Genomic DNA, 15835 nt, shown 5'->3' with positions numbered 1-15835 from the left:
GCACGGAAACTGCGCCGTGACACCGGGTTTTCATGTGCATTCCACACTCTCCTCGCCTACTCTCCATCGCTTGAGGAGTGTCTCCCGATGTCGGATGCTATGACACAGAACGCGGCCCGTACCCCGCTGAGGATCCACAACGCCCGGCTCATCGACGGCACAGGTTCGTCCCCGGTGGACGACGCCGTCATCCTCGTCGACGCCGAGGGAGTCATCACCTACGCCGGACCCGCGGCCGCCGCACCGCCGGTGACCGGCCAGGCCGATCCGGTCCGCGTCCTCGACGCCGGCGGCCGCACCGTGCTGCCCGGCTTCTTCGACTGCCACGTCCACCTGTCCTACGCGCATGGTTCCCCGCCCCACCGCCGCGCGGAACTGGACCGGGTCCTCGTGACCCTCGACACCGTCGCGCGGATGCGGCAGACGCTCGACGCGGGCATCACCAGCGCCCGGGACCTGGGAGGTCTGTCCGCGGGGTACCGCACGGCGGTCGAGACCGGGCGGATCGTCGGCCCGCGGCTGCACACCGCCGTGCGGATCCTCAGTCACACCGGCGGCCACGCCGATCTGCGCCTGCCCGACGGCACCGACCTGACCGCGGGCATGTCGGAGATCACCGACACCGCCGACGAGGCGAGGCTCGCCGTACGGCGGGTGCTGCGCGAGGGGGCCGACCTGATCAAGGTCTGTGCCACGGGCGGCATGGGCAGCCCGTACGACCAGCCCGACGACGAGGGCCTGCTGGAGGAGGAGATCCGCGCGGTCGTGGACGAGGCCCGGCGTCACGGCGGCAAGCCGGTCGCGGCACACGCCCAGGGCAACGCGGGCATCCTCAACGCCCTGCGCGCCGGCGTCACCAGCATCGAGCACGGCTACGGCCTCGACGACCGGGCGCTGGACCTGCTCGCCGAGCGCGATGCCTTCGTCGTCCCGACGCTCTCCACGGTGTACGCGGGCATCAACAAGGACACGATGCCCGACTACCACTACCAGAAGAAGGTCCGCTGGTCCGGCATCACCAAGACCAACATCGCCCATGCCATCGAGCGGGGTGCCCGGATCGCGCTCGGCACCGACGCCGCCGTCGGTCCGCACGGGGTGAACCTGATGGAACTGAGCTATCTCGTGGACCTGGGGATGGATCCGATGGACGCCATCGTCGCCGGTACCCGCACCTCCGCCGAACTGCTCGGTGTGGCCGACCGGTTGGGCAGCCTGACGTCCGGCCGCGTCGCGGACCTCGTCGTGTGCGACGGGGATCCGCTCACCGACATCGGTGTGCTGGGCGATCCGGCCCACATCGTGTGCGTGATCCAGGACGGTGTGGTCCGCAAGGGTTCGCTGCAGCCGGGCACCCCTGCCGCAGGGCGGCCATGATGTCCACACCAACTCCTGTGCCGGCGCGGGAGCGTGAGGCCCCGGCCCCGGGCGGGCCCCGTGGCATCGACCGGTTGCTGTCCCTGATCGAGCGGGCCGGCAACGCCCTGCCCAACCCGATTCTCCTGTTCACCGGGCTCTTCGTCCTCCTGGCCGTCGTCTCCACCGCGCTCGCCCTGGCCGACGTGTCGGTCACGGTGCCCGGAGCCGACGAGACCAAGAAGGTCGGCGGGCTGTTCACCGGCGAGGGAATGCGCTGGCTGCTGGAGAACTTCGTCCCCAACTTCGCCACGTTCCCGCCCGTCGCTGCCGTACTGCTCATGATCATGGCAGTGGGTGTCGCGGAGAGGACCGGCCTCCTGGAAACCGTCATGCGGGCCACCCTGGCCCGCGCGCCGCGCGCCCTCCTGCCCTATCTGGTGGCGCTGGTCGCCTGCCAGGCGCACATGATGAGCGATGTCGCCTCCATCGTGCTGCCACCCCTGGCGGCCGTGGTGTTCAAGAGCGCGGGGCGCCACCCCGTGGCAGGTCTGATCGGCGGTTTCGCGTGCGTCGGCGCCGGTTACGCCGCGGGCTTCACCCTCGGTTCGCTGGACGCCCTCTACGTCGGCATCACCCAGCAGGCGGCCTCCGTCCTGCCGGGCGGCGCGGACCAGCACCTGAACCTGTTGGTCAACTACTACTTCACCGCGGCCAGCAGCCTTGTCCTGGGACTTCTGGGCGGTTTCCTCATCAGCCGTGTCCTGGAGCCGCGCCTCGGCCCGTACCAGGCCTCCGCGGACGAACCGGCGGAGCAGAACCTCGCTCTCACTCCGGCCCAGCGGCGGGGACTGCTGCTGACCGCTCCGGTCGTCCTGGTCTACGCGGTGGCGGTCCTCCTCCTGTGGCTGCCCGAGGGGGGTCCGCTGCGCGGTGAGGCCGGGGCGTTGGTCCCTTCACCGCTGCTCACCGGCATCGTCCCCGTGCTGTTCGGGGCGTTCATGCTGGCCGGACTGACCTACGGAATCACGGTCAGGGCCCTGACGGGTTCGGAGAGCGTGGTGACCGCCATGTCCGACTCCGTGAAGACCATGTCGGGCTACCTCGTCCTCATGTTCGTCGCCGCCCAGGTCATAGCGCTCTTCAACTGGTCCAACGTGGGCGTCCTCCTCGCCGTGAAGGCCGCCGCCGGTCTCGAATCGATCGGTCTGACCGGCTTCTGGGTGGTGACCGGCTTCGTTCTCCTGGTGTCCGTCCTCAACCTGTTCATCGTCTCCGGGTCGGCCCTGTGGTCGCTGGTCGGTCCCGTGTTCGTCCCGGCCTTCATGCTCCTGGGCATGAGTCCGGCCCTCAGCCAGGCCGCGTTCCGCATAGGCGACTCCGCCACCGGAATCATCACCCCGATGAACCCCTACGTGTTCCTGACCCTGGCACTGCTGCGCCAGTACGAGCCGGACGCGCGCCTGGGCACGCTCATCTCCCGACTGTCGATCTTCGTCGTGCCCTTCCTGGTCGTCTGGCTGGCGATCCTGAGCGTCTTCTACGGGTTCGATCTGCCGCTCGGGCCCGGGGCGCGCATCGGTCTGGACTGAGCACATCGGTCCGGACGGAGATGACGCGGCAGGCACGGTCTTCCGTCGTGGTGGTCGGCGAACGCGACACTCCATGACCACCGGAAGCCGTGCCTGCGCGCGTACCCGCTACGACGAGCCCACCGGGAGAGCGGCGGCGCCCTGGGCTCAGGACAGGAAGCCGCCGTAGGGGCCGTTCCGGATCCTGTCCTTCTGCTGCTGGCTGAAGTGGCAGTTCGGGTAGTCGTAGAACGAGCCGGACATCGGCGTGCCGTCGGTCTGCGAGGAGTCGGGCAGGCCGAGGGCGTGGCCCAACTCGTGCACCATGCCGCCGTACCACCGGTTCATCGGGCCGTTGACCCCGGCGGCGCCGTCGGCGTCGTGACCGCTGAGGATCACCCAGCCGGCACCTCCACCACCGCCCGAGACACCCGCCTTCTCCGCGCTGACCTCGCCGACGCACAGCCAGCGGGGGTCCGGGGATCTGAGACCGAACCTGGCCAACAGCTCCTGCTGCATGTTGAAGACCACCCACCAGTACGCCTCGCCGCCGTTCGGCGTGTTCTCGTACCAGGCCCGCGGGTGGTTGCCCTGGACCACCTCCACCGCCGGGTCGTTCAGCTTGAACGTCACACCGAGTTCCTGGCGGTAGTAGCGCTGCGACTCCCGCATGACGCCGGTGATGCCGTTCGGGTATCGCGAGTCGTTCGCCACGTCCGAGGGCCTGAGCCAGAACACTCGCACCGTCCCGGTCGGCGGGTCGGCCGCTCTCCGGTCCACCGATCCCGTCGCCGCCCGGGCGGTGCCGGTGAACGCCCCGGAACCGAGACCCGCGATCCCCCCGGCCGCCACGGCCAACGCCGAGCGCCGCGTGAACTTACATCCTTCCACCGGACATCCTCTCCATCGAGGCATGGACATGACCAAATCGCGCTTGGCGACCAGTGTGCGACATGCCGGCTCCCCGGACGTAGGTGACATCAAGCCGCACTCGGGGAAGTCGAGTTCGCCCTGCCTCGACGTCGCCGGCTACGACGGTCGCGAGGCAGGCCCTTCCGTGGACAGGACGCGCATGCCGGGTGCGCAACCGGCCACCAGCTCGGCGCGTTCGGAAGCGGGCAGGGAGTGCGCGGAACCGCGGCGGCCGGGGTCGAGGAGGGCCCCTGCGGAGCGGAGCCACTCGGGCCGCGGGGCGACGCCGATGAACTCGGCCATACGGGTCAGTTCGGCGGACGGGTCGTCCAACAGGTCTTCGTAGGCGAGGGTGGTGCCCCGACCGGCGGGCAGTCGGGCGAGGAATTCCGTTCCGTCGGTGACCAGTTGGGACCACAGAGCGCCGAAGGTCCGCAAGGGGATGGGGTGATGGGTCACCAGGGAGGGATCGAAACGTTCGCCGAGCAGCGTCGTCAACGCGGGAGGAAGCGCCCGGACATGGGCATCGGTCAGCTCGTCGAGACGAGTGACCTCGCACCGGCGGAGGATCTCCCGCGTCAGACAGATCACGCGGTAGCCGGGGTGGCGGCTCATCGAGAGCGCGCAGTCGGGGCCGTCGCGGAACAGGTGGACGAACCGCGCTTCGGGGAACGCCTCGCGCAGGCGGGGGGCCCAACCGGTGGAGTAGCCGGAGCGCTCCACGACATGGGCCCGCCCCAGCCGGGTGCACAGGTGCCCGAAGAGCGCCCGGTGGTGGCCGGCCGGGGAGCGTTCGGGCCAGCGGACCACCGTGCCCTCCAACGCGTCGAGGAGCCCGTCGGGATCGTTCGTGAGATGAGGGAGCACCATCAGCGACAGGCCCGGGATGCCCGTGGTGGACACGTCGTACCGCCGGCCGGGCTCGCGGGTGTACAGGAATTCCGGCATGGGCAGCCCGCTGCGGAGCATCTGCGCGAAATACGGTGTGGGCGTGGCCAGGGCCCGCCAGAACTCCTCCCCGGTCAGGCGGCCTTCGGGGAAGGCGGTCTCTCCGACGGATGCCATGTACTCGTTCAGGCTCAACACGTCCGGGTGCATGGCCAGAATGCGGGAGAGCGCGGTCGACCCACTGCGACCGGTGCCGATGACGAAGGTCAGGGTGCGCATGGATGTCCTTCTGCGAGAGGAATGAGCGTGCCTGCCGCCGAGCGCGCCACAGACTATCCGCCGGCGGACACCTCCGGGCCGCGCCGCACGTACGACCGCCTAGGGTTCCGGTGTGCCGACGTACCGCAGGGGGCGGTCGCACCTGCCCGTGGTGAGTCCGGGGACCGTTCGCCGGTGGCGGTCACCCGCGCCGGCTCGTCGCGCCCACTCGAATCCCGCGACGACCGCCGGCGGATCCCGTCGGCGGAGTCATCTGTCAACGAGGTCCATGCCCATGTCCCTGTCCGCCTTCGACCTCGCCTACGACGCGCTGCGCGCCCGTCAGATCGTCGGCGCTCCTCAGCGGTGTTCCCCCGCGTTCGGTGCGGCCGGCGTCGCCCAGGAGATCGACCGCGTGGATGCGGTGGCGCTCGCCGAGGGCGGGTGCGTTGGCGAACCAGACCAGGCGGGTGGCGGATCCGCAGGGCAGCAGCACCACCGAGCTGCCGTCCGTCGGGCCGTACGAGTGGACCCGGGTGCGCCCGTACGGCGTGGCTGACGGCCTGGCTGGACGCACTGCTGGACGGGCTCGGGCTCGCCCGCACTCACCTGTGCGGTCACTCGTACGGTGCCTGGCTGGCCGCCAGGTACGCGCTGCACGCGCCGCAGCGGGTCGACCGCCTCGCCCTCGTCGACCCCACCCAGGTCTTCGCCGGGTTCCGGCCCGGCTACCTGCTGCGTGCCCTGCCCACGCTGATACGCCCGAGCGAGGCCCGCGCCCGCGCCTTCGTCGCCTGGGAGACGGCAGGCACCCACCCGGACGAGACCTGGCTGCGCTACGAGCGCCACTGCTGGTCCGACGGGGAGATCCGCCGCTCCCAGGGGCTGCGCCCGACGGTGGTGCAGACCCGGGTCCGGGTGGACCGTACGGGCGAGGACACCCTCACGCCGGGCCGCCACGCCTGTGAACTCGCCCTCTTCCTGCCCTCCGGCTGCTACGCCACCAACGCGGTGGCGCAGTGGGTGGCCTGGGCCGGTTCGTACGGGGGCGGGCCGGCCTAGCTAGGGTCTGTCGGGTGGATCAGGCCGGGCCCGCGAGGTCAGCCCCGGCGCGGGTCCGGCCTGCTGCTCATCGTGGTGGACGGCTGTCAGCCCGTGTCCCGCGCCCAGGGTTCGGCGACGGCGACGACGAGATCGACGACGGGATCCTTGACATCGGCGTAGGTGGCGAGGTCGGGGGCGATTCCAGGACCTGATCCGGACGACAGGCCCCGGACCACCGCACCTCGCGCGGTGTCTGCCGCGACGTCGGATGCGCGCGATCGGCTGCCTGGGGGTGGCGCACCCCGGTTGAGAGCGGCCTGGATGGCCTCCGGTGCAGCGGACATGCTCGGTCTCATGACGAACAACCTTTCAGAAAACATCTCCCTGTCGGCTCCCGGTGCGTCCGCGGGGCTGCTCGCCGGCCGGGTCGCGGTGATCACCGGGGCGACCGCCGGGATCGGCGCCGCGACCGCACACCGCTTCGCCTCGGCCGGAGCGGCGGTCGCTCTGCTGGGCCGGCGGTCCTCGCGGCTGGACGATCTCGCCGCGACCCTGCGTAAGGAAGGCTCCGCCGGGGTCCTGCCCCTCGCCGTCGACGTCACCGACCCCGCCGCGCTGGCGACCGCGGCGGCGACGATCCGTGGCGCCCTGGGCAGCCCCGACCTGGTCGTCGCCAATGCCGGGGTGATGCTCGGAGCGCCCTTCGACGTGGCGGACACCGCCGAGTGGGACCAGATGATCGACGTGAATCTTCGGGGACTCCTGTCGACCGGCCGGGTCTTCATCGACGACCTTCTCGCCGCGGCGGACGCCGGACGGGCCGCGGACCTGGTGAACATCGGCTCGATCGCGGCCGAGGTGATCTTCGCCGACTACCCGGTCTACGGTGCGACCAAGGCCGCGGTCACCCAGCTGACCCGCAACCTGCGCGCCTCGCTCGGGCCTCGGGGCGTACGGGTGCGGTCCGTCGACCCGGGGTTCGCCCTCACCGAACTCGGCGATTCCATGGCACACGACGCCACCCGGGTGGGGCTGGACGAGATGCGGTCGGCGATCACGCCCATCACCGCCGATGACGTGGCCGACGCCATCACGTACTCGGTGACGGCGCCGGCCCGGGTCAACATCGCCGAGCTGACGGTCGTGCCCACCCAGCTCGGCTGAGAGCACTGATCCCGCCGCCCCGGGCGGTTGCCGCCTCCGCGGGCCTGGTGGCGTCAGGCGGTCAGGGCCGCGAGGGTGGCCTCCAGGTCGGCCGTCCTGGGCTGGTTGTGGGGAAGCCTGGCGAGCACCGCGGCCATGCCACAGGTGTTGGTCACGGCGGAAACGACCAGGCCGCCGGCGACGCCCGCGGACAGCCGGCGCGCCGGGCTCCAGTTCCGGCCGGCGGCCAGGCCGGCCAGGACGAGGAGTCCGGCGGCGAGGCGGACCTGGCGCTCCATGGCCCAGGGGGTGCGGGTGCCGGCGGGGCGGTGGGTGTCGTGACCGAGCCGGGTCCAGGCGGTGGTGCCCCCGACGAGAGTGGCAGCGGTGATGCCTTGATCGGCCAGCCGCCGGCAGGCGGTCGCGGAGCGGGCGCCCGAGGCGCACACGATGAGGAGATCGCCGCGACCGGCGGCGGTCCTCAGGGCGGGCAGCGCGGTGTCGAGGTGGTCGAGGGGGACGTTGTGGGCGCCGGGCAGGTGGCCGGTGGCGTATTCGCCGGGGGTGCGCACGTCGATGACGGTCAGTTCGTGCAGTCGGGCGTCGGCCTGGTCGACGGTGAGTGCGGTGGATGCGGTGGATGCCACGGGGGATCGTCCTTTGTTCGGTTAAGGTGGCCCTTTCGGCACGATACCCAAGGGGGTATCTCGAAAGGAGTGTGGGTCGTGGAACTGGCGATGGCGGCTGAGGAACTGAAGACGGTCATCAACCGGCTGCGCCGGGCCCAGGGTCAGATCGCCGGTGTGATCAAGATGATCGAGGAGGGAAGGGACTGCGAGGACGTGGTCACGCAACTCGCGGCGGCTTCCCGGGCCTTGGACAAGGCCGGTTTCGCGATCATCGCCACCGGTCTGCAGCATTGCCTGACCGATGCGGACATGGCCGCTTCCGGTGACCGGGAACAGATGCGTGCCCGGCTGGAGAAGCTGTTCCTCTCTCTGGCCTGAGCCGTGGTGCCGCGGCTCGGAACCGCCGCCCGGCTCATCAGGTAAGGGCATCGGTCAGCATGAAGGCGGCCACCGCCAGCAGCACGACGGCGAAGGCGCGCCGCAGGAGCGTGCCGGTGGCCTCGTGGGCCAGTCGCCTGCCGTCCCAGGCACCCAGGATCGCCGCCCCGGTGAAGGGTCCGACCACCGCCCAGTCGATGCCGCCGGTGGTGGCACCCCGGGTGGTCAGGGAAGCGAGCGAATTCGCCGAGATGACCAGCAGGCTGGTACCGACGGCGGCCCGCATCTCGAATGCCAACACGGTGACCAGGGCCGGGACCGCGAGGAAGCCTCCGCCGACCCCCAGCAGCCCGGTCAGTGCGCCCAGTCCCGCTCCGGCGCCGGCTGCCCTGACGGGCCCTGCCTCGCCGACCGCCGAGCCGGTGACGGCCTGGCCGGGGCGCAGCATCCTGACGGCGGCGAGTGCGGCGACGACCGCGAACGCGGCGGTCAGCACCGGCTGGGGCAGGCGGGACGCGGCGGCTCCGGCCGCGGCGGCGGGCAGGAGTCCGGCCGCCGCGAAGAGGGCGCCGGCTTTCCAGCGGACGTTGCCCGTACGGGCGTGGGCGTACAGGGCGGTGAGCGAGGTGGCGGTGACGATGATCAGGCCGGCGGTGGTGGCGGCGGCCGGGGTGAAGCCGAGCAGATAGATCAGCGCGGGTACCGCAAGGACACTGCCGCCTCCGCCGAGCGCGCCGAGCGCGAGTCCGACCACGGCCCCGGCGATCAGGGCCAGGATCAGCGCGCTCACGCTATGACACCGCCGGCGTCGCCCCGATCGCCGGTGACCGGCAGGCCCGCACGGGCCGGTGTCGCGCGGGCGTCCGGCAGAACGGCCTTGCCGGCCCTGATCCGCCGGTGGGCCTGTTCCGCGGTGAGGCGGCCCGGGCCGCGGCGAAGAAGCGAGAACAGCGAGAACATCGTTTGATCACTTTCGTGCGGGTGGCGTGGAAGGGCGCGTCAGTCGGTGGCGTCGGGGCGGGTGAGGGTCAGTCCCGCCTCGGTGGCGGCGTCGAAGCCGTCGTCGACGGCGACGACGTCGCGGCCGGCGGCGTCGAGCAGTGAGGCGGCGATCGCCGCGCGCATCCCGCCGGCGCAGTGCACCCACACCACTCCGTCCGGCACCTCACCGATACGGCCGCGCACCTCGTGGACCGGTATGTGGACCGACCCGTCGACCCAGCCGGATGCGCGTTCCGAGTCCCGGCGTACGTCCAGGACGACCACGTCGTCGCCACGCCCGCGGGCATCGGCGAGGTCGGCGAAGCGGGCGCGGGAGAGGGAGGCGAGTTGCTCACCGGCGCGGACCCAGCCGGCCGGGTCGCCGGTGGCCGCGGCGGCCGGGCGGTCGATGCCCACCCGTGCGAGTTCCCGCTGCGCGTCGGTGATCCGCTCCGGGGTGTCGGCGAGCAGGGTGACGGGCTTGCCCCACGGGATCAGCCAGGCCAGGTAGGTGGCGAGCTTGCCCTCACCCTCGAAGTTGAGTGATCCGGCCACATGCCCCTCGGCGAAGGCCGCGCGTCCGCGCAGGTCCACCACCCACTCACCGGCGGCCAGCCGGGAGGCGATCTCCTCGGCGTCCGCCTGCCCGGGCGGAGTGAGGTCGACCGGTGCGGGGCCCGCGGCGTTGGCCGGGCCCATGTGCGCGTAGTACGCGGGCACGTCGTCGAGCCCGGCGAGCAGCCGGGCGACGAAGCTGTCCACGTCCATGGTCAGTGCGTCGTTGGTCCTGCGCTCCTCGCCGATCGTGGTCGCGTCACCCTCGGCCTGTGAGGCGGAGCAGAAGCTGCCGAATCCATGGGTGGGCAGGACCGGCACCTCGTCGTCCAGCTCATCGGCCAGCCGGTGGGCGGAGGCGTGCTGGGCACGGGCCAGTCGCTCGGTCAGCCTCGGTTCGACCAGGTCCGGGCGGCCCACCGCGCCGATCAGCAGCGACCCGCCGGTGAACGCCGCCACACCGCGCCCGTCCTCGGTCAGGGCGTAGGAGGTGTGGTGCGGGGTGTGTCCGGGAGTGGCCATCGCGCGCAGCGCCAGCCCCTCGTCCACCGTGACGGTGTCGCCGTCGGCGACGGGGGTACGGGCGAACGACACCTGCGCCCCGGCCGGCACCAGGTAGCGGGCGCCGGTGACGCGGGCGAGCTCCAGGCCGCCGGTGACGTAGTCGTTGTGCACATGGGTCTCGGCCACCAAGGCGATGCGTACCCCGCGGCGGGCCGCGGCGGCGATGACCCGGTCGATGTCGCGCGGCGGGTCGACGACCACCGCGGCATCGGCTCCGCCGGCCAGGTAGCTGCGGTTTCCCAGGCCCTGGGTTTCCAGGGTGTCCACAAAGAACACGGTTCACTGCCCCTTTCGAACGGTGTACCCCGGGGGGTATCTGACGCCGACCCTAACAGATATACCCACGGGGGTATTACGCGAAGGAAAGGAGCCGGGCGGCGGCACCGCTCCGGGCGGGGCAACGGCCGCCCGCGCTCCGGGGCGTCGGCACCCGTGCGCCCGCATGAAGGCGGGTGAAGGCGGGCGAGGTACCGCGGGCCACGAGCTGGCTAAGCTGTGGCCATGCGGTACTGGCTGATACGCGGAAGGGATGCGCCGTGACCACGACGTCTCCCCCGCCGACCATGCGGATCGGAGAACTGGCCCGGCTGACGGGGGCCAGCGCCCGATCACTGCGGTACTACGAGCAGCAGGGCCTGATCCACAGCACACGGTCCGGCGGTGGGCAGCGCCACTACGCCGGACCGGAGGTCGCGCGGGTCCAGCTCATCCGGCGGCTGTTCGACGCGGGACTGGGGAGCAGGGTGATCGCCCAGTTGCTGCCCTGCGTGGACAGCGGCGAGGCCGACATCGCCGAGGAGGCGTTCGGCACGATGGTCAGGGAACGGGACCGTCTGACCGCCGACATCACCCGGCTCGTCGAGACCCGGGACTCTTTGGATGCCTTGATCGAGGCCAACACCCGGCACCGGCTCGGCGGGCCGGGGCGGCCCTCTTCCTGATCCCGCCGAGGGCGGTCGTCTCCGCGCGGGGTGCGATCAGAGCCGCATGTCGATGACGAGCTTGCCCGCCGTGTGGCCCGACTCGACGAGCGCCAGCGCCTCTTCGGCCCGCGCCAGCGGATAGGTCCCCGTGATGTGGGGATCGAGCCGTCCGGCGGCCATCAGCCCGGCGACGCGCTCAAGGCCGCTCCGGTCGAGACGGCGGTGGACCGTCGCGCCACCGAGCTCGGTGACCGACGGGTCCGCGGCGGAGATGAGCCCGTCCGGCTTCGCCGCCAGTGGGGCGACGCTCCGCAGGGAGTCACCGCCGACCGTGTCGACCACGGCGTCGAAGCCGTCCGGGGCGTGTACCCGGAGCCGGGCCACGACATCGCCCGCGGTGTAGTCGACGAAGGTCGCTCCCATCGCCGTCGCGCGATCCCGCTTGGCCGCACTGCCGGTGCCGACCACGACCAGGCCGCGGTCCCGCGCGAGCTGGGCGAGGGGAACTCCGACGCCGCCGCCGATGCCGTTCACGAGCAGCGACGCCCCGGCGGGCAACGCGAGTTGGTCCAGGATGTCGAGCGCGGTGGTGCCGGCGACGGGGATGGTCGCCGCCCAGGTCTCCGACAGCGTGTCGGGGATACGGGCCGTCGACTCGGCCGCCAACAGGGTCGCCCCCGCGTATGTGCCGGCTCCGGTCAAGGCGAATCCGGTGACCCGGTCGCCGACGGCCAGGCCGGTCACCTCGGCGCCCACCGCGAGGACGGTCCCGGCCGCCTCCATTCCCAGGACCTGCGGGAAGGGGACGTGGCCGTTCAACTCCTGGACGTATCCGGACCGGAGCAGATGATCGAGCGGGTTGACTCCCGCGGCCGCGACGCGGACGAGGACTTCGAGCGGTCCGGGCAACGGCTCGGGCCGGTCGAAGAACTCCTGGACGTCGGCGCCACCGAAGGTCCGGTACCCCAGGGCTGTGCTCATCACTGTTTCCTTTCTCACCGCCCTCGTCCGGCGTTCGGTCGAGGACGCCGCAAAGCTAATCCTTGACATCAATGTCAGGTTCAAGTGGCGTGACGGACGTCACGCCTCACGTGTGGTCAGTCATGACGCCGCGGAGGGCTCCGCCACCCCCGTCCACTGTCACTCCCGGGGTCGGCGGAGCCCTCCGCGCGTCGCGTTACTTCCGGAGCACTACGGCTGCTCGCCCACCAGCGCGGCCAGCTCGGGGTCGTTCTCGTACCGGCGCCGGTGCAGGTCGGCGATCTTCGCCCCCATCTCCGGGTCGTGGTCGTCGACGATGTCGTACGACTCGTACTTCTCCACCAGGGGCATACCGATCCGGTCGGTTTCCGCGTGCGCGGGATGCGTCAGATACGCCCAGTAGCCGTCGAGGTCCTCGATGACGAACACGCCGCCGCAGTCGAAATCGCCTCCGAAGTCGCGCCCGACGATGAACGACTTCACCGCCGGGATGTCCCGGCCCTGGTTGCGCATGCTCTCCAGGGCCTCCCCGACCTGCTCCTCCGTGACGCCCGCCTTGGCCTTCAGCCGGATGGTGTGGTAGATCATCATGCTCCCCTTCAGAGGTGGTGAAATGCGTTTCCGCCGACACGGTGCGGAGCAGGAGCGCCGCACCAGGCCCGTGAATACGGCGAGCGCCCCGACCAGCGGTTCGCAGGGCCGATCAAGGTCATGAGCCGACTATGAGCTGGTCCGGTACCTCGTCACATCGGCATGAGTTGCCTATTCGACGGCACCTGCCCTCGCGGCCCCAGGCAGCGGGTGCCGCCGCGCGGCGGCCTCGCGGAAGCCGCCACGCTCCCGTTCCCGAACCGCCCCGCCGGGCGAGCGCCCTCGGCTTCGGCCGGTCACCGCACCAAACGTCTGAACTCCGGTCGTGCGCCGATAAGTTAAAGTTTTCAACATGTTGACGTCCTCACCTCGATCGGACCTGCTCCTCGGCAGATTCGACGAGAAACGCCACATGGACGAGTTGACCGGCAGGGCGGCCTCGGGCCGGGGTGGCGCCCTGGCCCTCAGAGGTGAGGCGGGCATCGGCAAGAGCGCGTTGCTGGCCCACGCGGCCGGTACGGCGTCGGCGTTCCGTGTCATTCGCGCCTCGGGCTCGGAGTTCGAGCAGCATCTGCCGTACTCCGGACTGCATCAGCTGTGCGTGCCGATGCTGGAGCACCTGGACGCTCTGCCGCACCCGCGTCGCGATGACCTGCGGGCGGCCTTCGGTATGACCGAGGGGACGCCCGACTCGTTCCACATCGGCCTCGCGGCCCTGGGACTGCTGACAGCCGCGGCGCAGGAACGCCCCCTGCTGTGCCTGATCGATGACGCGCAATGGCTGGACAGCGCGTCGTTGCAGGTCATGCTCTTCCTGGGGCGCCGGATCACGACCGACCCGATCGCGATGCTGTTCGCGGCCCGGTCGGGGGACGGGGCGAAGGAGCTCGACGAGCTGCCCGGGCTGGTCGTCCGCGGTCTGAACGACAAGGACGCCAGGACTCTGCTGACGGCGCGCAGCCCGTTCCCCCTGGACGACCAGGTGCGCGACCGGCTGGTCGCGGAGGCCCAGGGCAGTCCGCTGGCGCTGCTCGAACTGCCGCGGGCCGGGGGCTTCGTACCGCCCGAGATGTCCTCCGTACCGAACCGGATCGAGCATGGTTTCCAAGCCAGGCTGACCGGCCTGACCGCGGAGGCCCGGCTTCTGCTCACCGTCGCGGCCGCCGACCCGACCGGCGATCCCGGCCTGCTCTGGGCGGCCGCGCGCCACCTCGGCCTCGACCTGGCCCCGTCCAGCGCGGAGGCGGCCACGACCGGGCTGGCCGAATTCGGCCACCGGATCCGTTTCTGCCACCCACTCGCGCGGTCGGCGGTCTACCGGGCCGCCTCGGCCTGTGAGCGCCGCATGGCCCATGGCGCGCTGGCCGAAGCCACCGACCCGACGGGGGCGCCGGACCGGCGGGCCTGGCACCGCGCGCAGGCCAGCGCCGGCCCCGACGACGACATCGCCGCCGCTTTGGAGCAGTGCGCGTCACGGGCGCGGGCACGTGGGGGCGTGGCCGCGGCGGCGGCGTTCCTCGAACGCTCGGTGGCACTGTCCCTTGATCCCGAGCGCCGGATCGAGCGGACTCTGGCGGCAGCGCAGGCCCACTTCGACGCCGGGACGACGGACGTGGCGGAAGGGCTGCTCGCGACTCTGGAGACCGCCACGCTCGATGACCACCAGCACGCCCGAGTCGATCTGCTGCGGGGCCGGACGGCGTTCACCCGGCGACACGACGATGCCGGCCCGATGCTCATGACGCGCGCCGCACAACGGCTTGTCGCCCTGCACCCGCAGCAGGCACGCGACTCCTTCCTGGACGCCCTGGAGATGAGCCTGGTCGTCGGCCGCGGCGGTGGCGTCATCCGCAAGGTCGTGGCCGCGGCCCGATCCGCGGCCCCGGCGTCCGATTCCCCGGATCTGCTGGACGCGCTGATCGAGCTGGTCACCAACGGTTACCCGACCGCAGCTCCGCTCCTCCACCGGACCCTGCACGGCGAGCACGAGCCACTGTGGTTACGGCGACCGGCCCTCGCGGCCATGATCGCCATCGAACTGTGGGACCCGCGGACCCATACCGACATCGCCAACTGGCTGGTGAAGGACGGCCGTGAATCGGGTTCCCCGCTGGTCCTCAGGCTGGGCCTCGCACAGCAGGCCATCGACGCCGCCATGACCGGCGACCTCGGGCAGGCGATCGCCGCCACCGCCGAGGAGGCCGCGATCGCCGACGCCGCCGGCCTTCCTCCCCTCATCTACCACCGCCTCCACCTGGCCGCACAGCGTGGCCGCCGCGAAGAGTTCGAGGAGCTTGCCCGGGAGGCCGAGAACGGTCCCCACGGCACGGGGCAGGTGACGAACCTGCACTCGACGACGGCTCTGCTCAACAACGGACTCGCCGACTACCCTGCCGCCCTGGCCGCCGCGCGCAGGGCCACCGAGCACGACGACATCTTCCTCACCGGATCAGCCCTGCCGGAACTCATCGAGGCAGCTGTCCACTGCGACGACCACGCCACCGCGAAGGAGGCGCTGGCATCGCTGACCGAGCGCACCGAGGCCGGCGGAACCGGCGTCGGCCGGGGGATCGCCGCCTACGCGCGAGGGCTCGTGACCGGCGTCGAGCACCACTTCCAGGAATCCGTCGAGCTCCTCGCCAAGGAGCGTCTGGCTCCCTACCTGGGCCGGGCGCACCTGCTGTACGGACAGTGGCTGCGTCGTGAGGGCCGCCGCCGCGACAGCCGTCAACACCTGCGCACCGCACATGAGTTGCTGTCCAAGGCCGGGAACGAGGGCTTCGCCGGGCGGGCCGCCAACGAGCTGCGCGCCACCGGCGAAAGGGTCCGCCCCCGTTCCGAGCAGCCCTACGAGAAGCTCACCATGCAGGAAGTCGCCGTCGCCCGCCTCGTCGCCTCCGGTGCCACCTCCCACGAGGTGGCCGGCCAGCTCTTCATCAGCAAACGCACCGTCGACGCCCACCTGCGCAACATCTTCCGCAAGCTCGGCCTGACGTCACGGCGCCAGCTCAAGGACCACCCCGAGGTGCTCACCCACGAACGGTTCACGTAGGCCTCGCGG

Annotated in this window: 16 protein-coding genes; 7 read left to right on the top strand and 9 right to left on the bottom strand. The window is 71.5% G+C overall.

Going from position 1 to position 15835, the window contains the following annotated elements:
- The first annotated feature begins 87 nt into the window (after positions 1-87).
- Both ACFXKG_RS02695 and ACFXKG_RS02690 read left to right on the top strand, forming a co-directional pair.
- Positions 88-1377, top strand: coding sequence for an amidohydrolase family protein (locus tag ACFXKG_RS02695; protein WP_384831097.1), 1290 nt, complete (start codon positions 88-90; stop codon positions 1375-1377).
- On the top strand, positions 1377-2948 hold the full coding sequence (locus tag ACFXKG_RS02690) for an AbgT family transporter (protein ID WP_384831774.1): 1572 nt from the start codon (positions 1377-1379) through the stop codon (positions 2946-2948). Before ACFXKG_RS02695 ends, ACFXKG_RS02690 begins: the two co-directional genes overlap by 1 nt.
- Before the next feature lie 147 nt (positions 2949-3095).
- On the opposite strand, the gene ACFXKG_RS02685 is transcribed toward ACFXKG_RS02690, so the two are convergent.
- On the bottom strand, positions 3096-3818 hold the full coding sequence (locus tag ACFXKG_RS02685) for a hypothetical protein (RefSeq protein WP_384831094.1): 723 nt from the start codon (positions 3816-3818) through the stop codon (positions 3096-3098).
- Between the two features lie 138 nt (positions 3819-3956).
- The gene (locus ACFXKG_RS02680) at positions 3957-5006 is read right to left on the bottom strand and encodes a sulfotransferase family protein (RefSeq protein ID WP_384831091.1); all 1050 of its coding nucleotides are present in this window, start codon (positions 5004-5006) and stop codon (positions 3957-3959) included.
- Between the two features lie 423 nt (positions 5007-5429).
- Here ACFXKG_RS02680 and ACFXKG_RS02675 point away from each other — a divergent pair, with 423 nt between their 5' ends.
- Positions 5430-6047: an alpha/beta fold hydrolase gene (locus ACFXKG_RS02675; RefSeq protein WP_384831087.1), complete on the top strand. Its 618-nt coding sequence runs from the start codon at positions 5430-5432 to the stop codon at positions 6045-6047.
- An 86-nt stretch (positions 6048-6133) separates the two neighbouring features.
- Here the strand turns inward: ACFXKG_RS02675 and ACFXKG_RS02670 are convergent, their stop codons facing one another.
- The gene (locus tag ACFXKG_RS02670) at positions 6134-6373 is read right to left on the bottom strand and encodes a hypothetical protein (RefSeq protein ID WP_384831084.1); all 240 of its coding nucleotides are present in this window, start codon (positions 6371-6373) and stop codon (positions 6134-6136) included.
- 10 nt (positions 6374-6383) lie between these two features.
- Here ACFXKG_RS02670 and ACFXKG_RS02665 point away from each other — a divergent pair, with 10 nt between their 5' ends.
- Positions 6384-7193, top strand: a complete 810-nt coding sequence (locus ACFXKG_RS02665) for an SDR family oxidoreductase (RefSeq protein WP_384831081.1) — start codon at positions 6384-6386, stop codon at positions 7191-7193.
- 53 nt (positions 7194-7246) lie between these two features.
- Here the strand turns inward: ACFXKG_RS02665 and ACFXKG_RS02660 are convergent, their stop codons facing one another.
- On the bottom strand, positions 7247-7819 hold the full coding sequence (locus tag ACFXKG_RS02660; protein WP_384831078.1) for a rhodanese-like domain-containing protein: 573 nt from the start codon (positions 7817-7819) through the stop codon (positions 7247-7249).
- A 78-nt stretch (positions 7820-7897) separates the two neighbouring features.
- Between ACFXKG_RS02660 and ACFXKG_RS02655 the strand changes: the two genes are divergently transcribed.
- Complete coding sequence (locus tag ACFXKG_RS02655) at positions 7898-8179, top strand: metal-sensitive transcriptional regulator (RefSeq protein WP_055469017.1); 282 nt, start codon at positions 7898-7900, stop codon at positions 8177-8179.
- Positions 8180-8216: 37 nt separating this feature from the next.
- On the opposite strand, the gene ACFXKG_RS02650 is transcribed toward ACFXKG_RS02655, so the two are convergent.
- The 3 genes from ACFXKG_RS02650 to ACFXKG_RS02640 are packed head-to-tail and all read right to left on the bottom strand — an operon-like array spanning position 8217 to position 10555.
- Positions 8217-8969 (bottom strand): sulfite exporter TauE/SafE family protein, encoded by a 753-nt coding sequence (locus ACFXKG_RS02650; RefSeq protein WP_384831075.1) that lies wholly within the window; start codon positions 8967-8969, stop codon positions 8217-8219.
- Positions 8966-9139: a hypothetical protein gene (locus ACFXKG_RS02645; RefSeq protein WP_384831072.1), complete on the bottom strand. Its 174-nt coding sequence runs from the start codon at positions 9137-9139 to the stop codon at positions 8966-8968. Before ACFXKG_RS02645 ends, ACFXKG_RS02650 begins: the two co-directional genes overlap by 4 nt.
- Positions 9140-9178: 39 nt before the next feature.
- The gene (locus tag ACFXKG_RS02640) at positions 9179-10555 is read right to left on the bottom strand and encodes a rhodanese-like domain-containing protein (RefSeq protein ID WP_384831069.1); all 1377 of its coding nucleotides are present in this window, start codon (positions 10553-10555) and stop codon (positions 9179-9181) included.
- A 287-nt stretch (positions 10556-10842) separates the two neighbouring features.
- Here ACFXKG_RS02640 and ACFXKG_RS02635 point away from each other — a divergent pair, with 287 nt between their 5' ends.
- Positions 10843-11220, top strand: a complete 378-nt coding sequence (locus ACFXKG_RS02635) for a MerR family transcriptional regulator (protein WP_384831771.1) — start codon at positions 10843-10845, stop codon at positions 11218-11220.
- Between the two features lie 36 nt (positions 11221-11256).
- Here the strand turns inward: ACFXKG_RS02635 and ACFXKG_RS02630 are convergent, their stop codons facing one another.
- Positions 11257-12183, bottom strand: coding sequence for an NADP-dependent oxidoreductase (locus ACFXKG_RS02630; protein ID WP_384831066.1), 927 nt, complete (start codon positions 12181-12183; stop codon positions 11257-11259).
- Positions 12184-12393: 210 nt separating this feature from the next.
- Positions 12394-12774 carry a Dabb family protein gene (locus ACFXKG_RS02625; RefSeq protein ID WP_384831063.1) on the bottom strand — a complete coding sequence of 127 codons (381 nt, stop codon included), beginning with the start codon at positions 12772-12774 and terminating at the stop codon, positions 12394-12396.
- 352 nt (positions 12775-13126) lie between these two features.
- Between ACFXKG_RS02625 and ACFXKG_RS02620 the strand changes: the two genes are divergently transcribed.
- A complete protein-coding gene (locus ACFXKG_RS02620) occupies positions 13127-15826 on the top strand; it encodes an AAA family ATPase (protein ID WP_384831061.1) in 2700 nt (899 codons plus the stop codon).
- Positions 15827-15835: the final 9 nt, after the last annotated feature.

Origin of the sequence: Streptomyces sp. NPDC059255 (assembly GCF_042752355.1) — a bacterium.
GTDB lineage: Bacteria > Actinomycetota > Actinomycetes > Streptomycetales > Streptomycetaceae > Streptomyces.
The sequence above is the reverse complement of the archived record's forward strand: the minus strand, read 5'-3'. Positions and strand labels throughout refer to the sequence as shown.

Coding starts and splice junctions, on each gene's coding strand:
- ACFXKG_RS02625 (WP_384831063.1), bottom strand. CDS start 12,774: ATGATGATCTACCACACCATCCGGCTGAAGGCCAAGGCGGGCGTCACG.
- ACFXKG_RS02645 (WP_384831072.1), bottom strand. CDS start 9,139: ATGTTCTCGCTGTTCTCGCTTCTTCGCCGCGGCCCGGGCCGCCTCACC.
- ACFXKG_RS02695 (WP_384831097.1), top strand. CDS start 88: ATGTCGGATGCTATGACACAGAACGCGGCCCGTACCCCGCTGAGGATC.
- ACFXKG_RS02690 (WP_384831774.1), top strand. CDS start 1,377: ATGTCCACACCAACTCCTGTGCCGGCGCGGGAGCGTGAGGCCCCGGCC.
- ACFXKG_RS02635 (WP_384831771.1), top strand. CDS start 10,843: ATGCGGATCGGAGAACTGGCCCGGCTGACGGGGGCCAGCGCCCGATCA.
- ACFXKG_RS02665 (WP_384831081.1), top strand. CDS start 6,384: ATGACGAACAACCTTTCAGAAAACATCTCCCTGTCGGCTCCCGGTGCG.
- ACFXKG_RS02620 (WP_384831061.1), top strand. CDS start 13,127: ATGTTGACGTCCTCACCTCGATCGGACCTGCTCCTCGGCAGATTCGAC.
- ACFXKG_RS02680 (WP_384831091.1), bottom strand. CDS start 5,006: ATGCGCACCCTGACCTTCGTCATCGGCACCGGTCGCAGTGGGTCGACC.
- ACFXKG_RS02670 (WP_384831084.1), bottom strand. CDS start 6,373: ATGTCCGCTGCACCGGAGGCCATCCAGGCCGCTCTCAACCGGGGTGCG.
- ACFXKG_RS02630 (WP_384831066.1), bottom strand. CDS start 12,183: ATGAGCACAGCCCTGGGGTACCGGACCTTCGGTGGCGCCGACGTCCAG.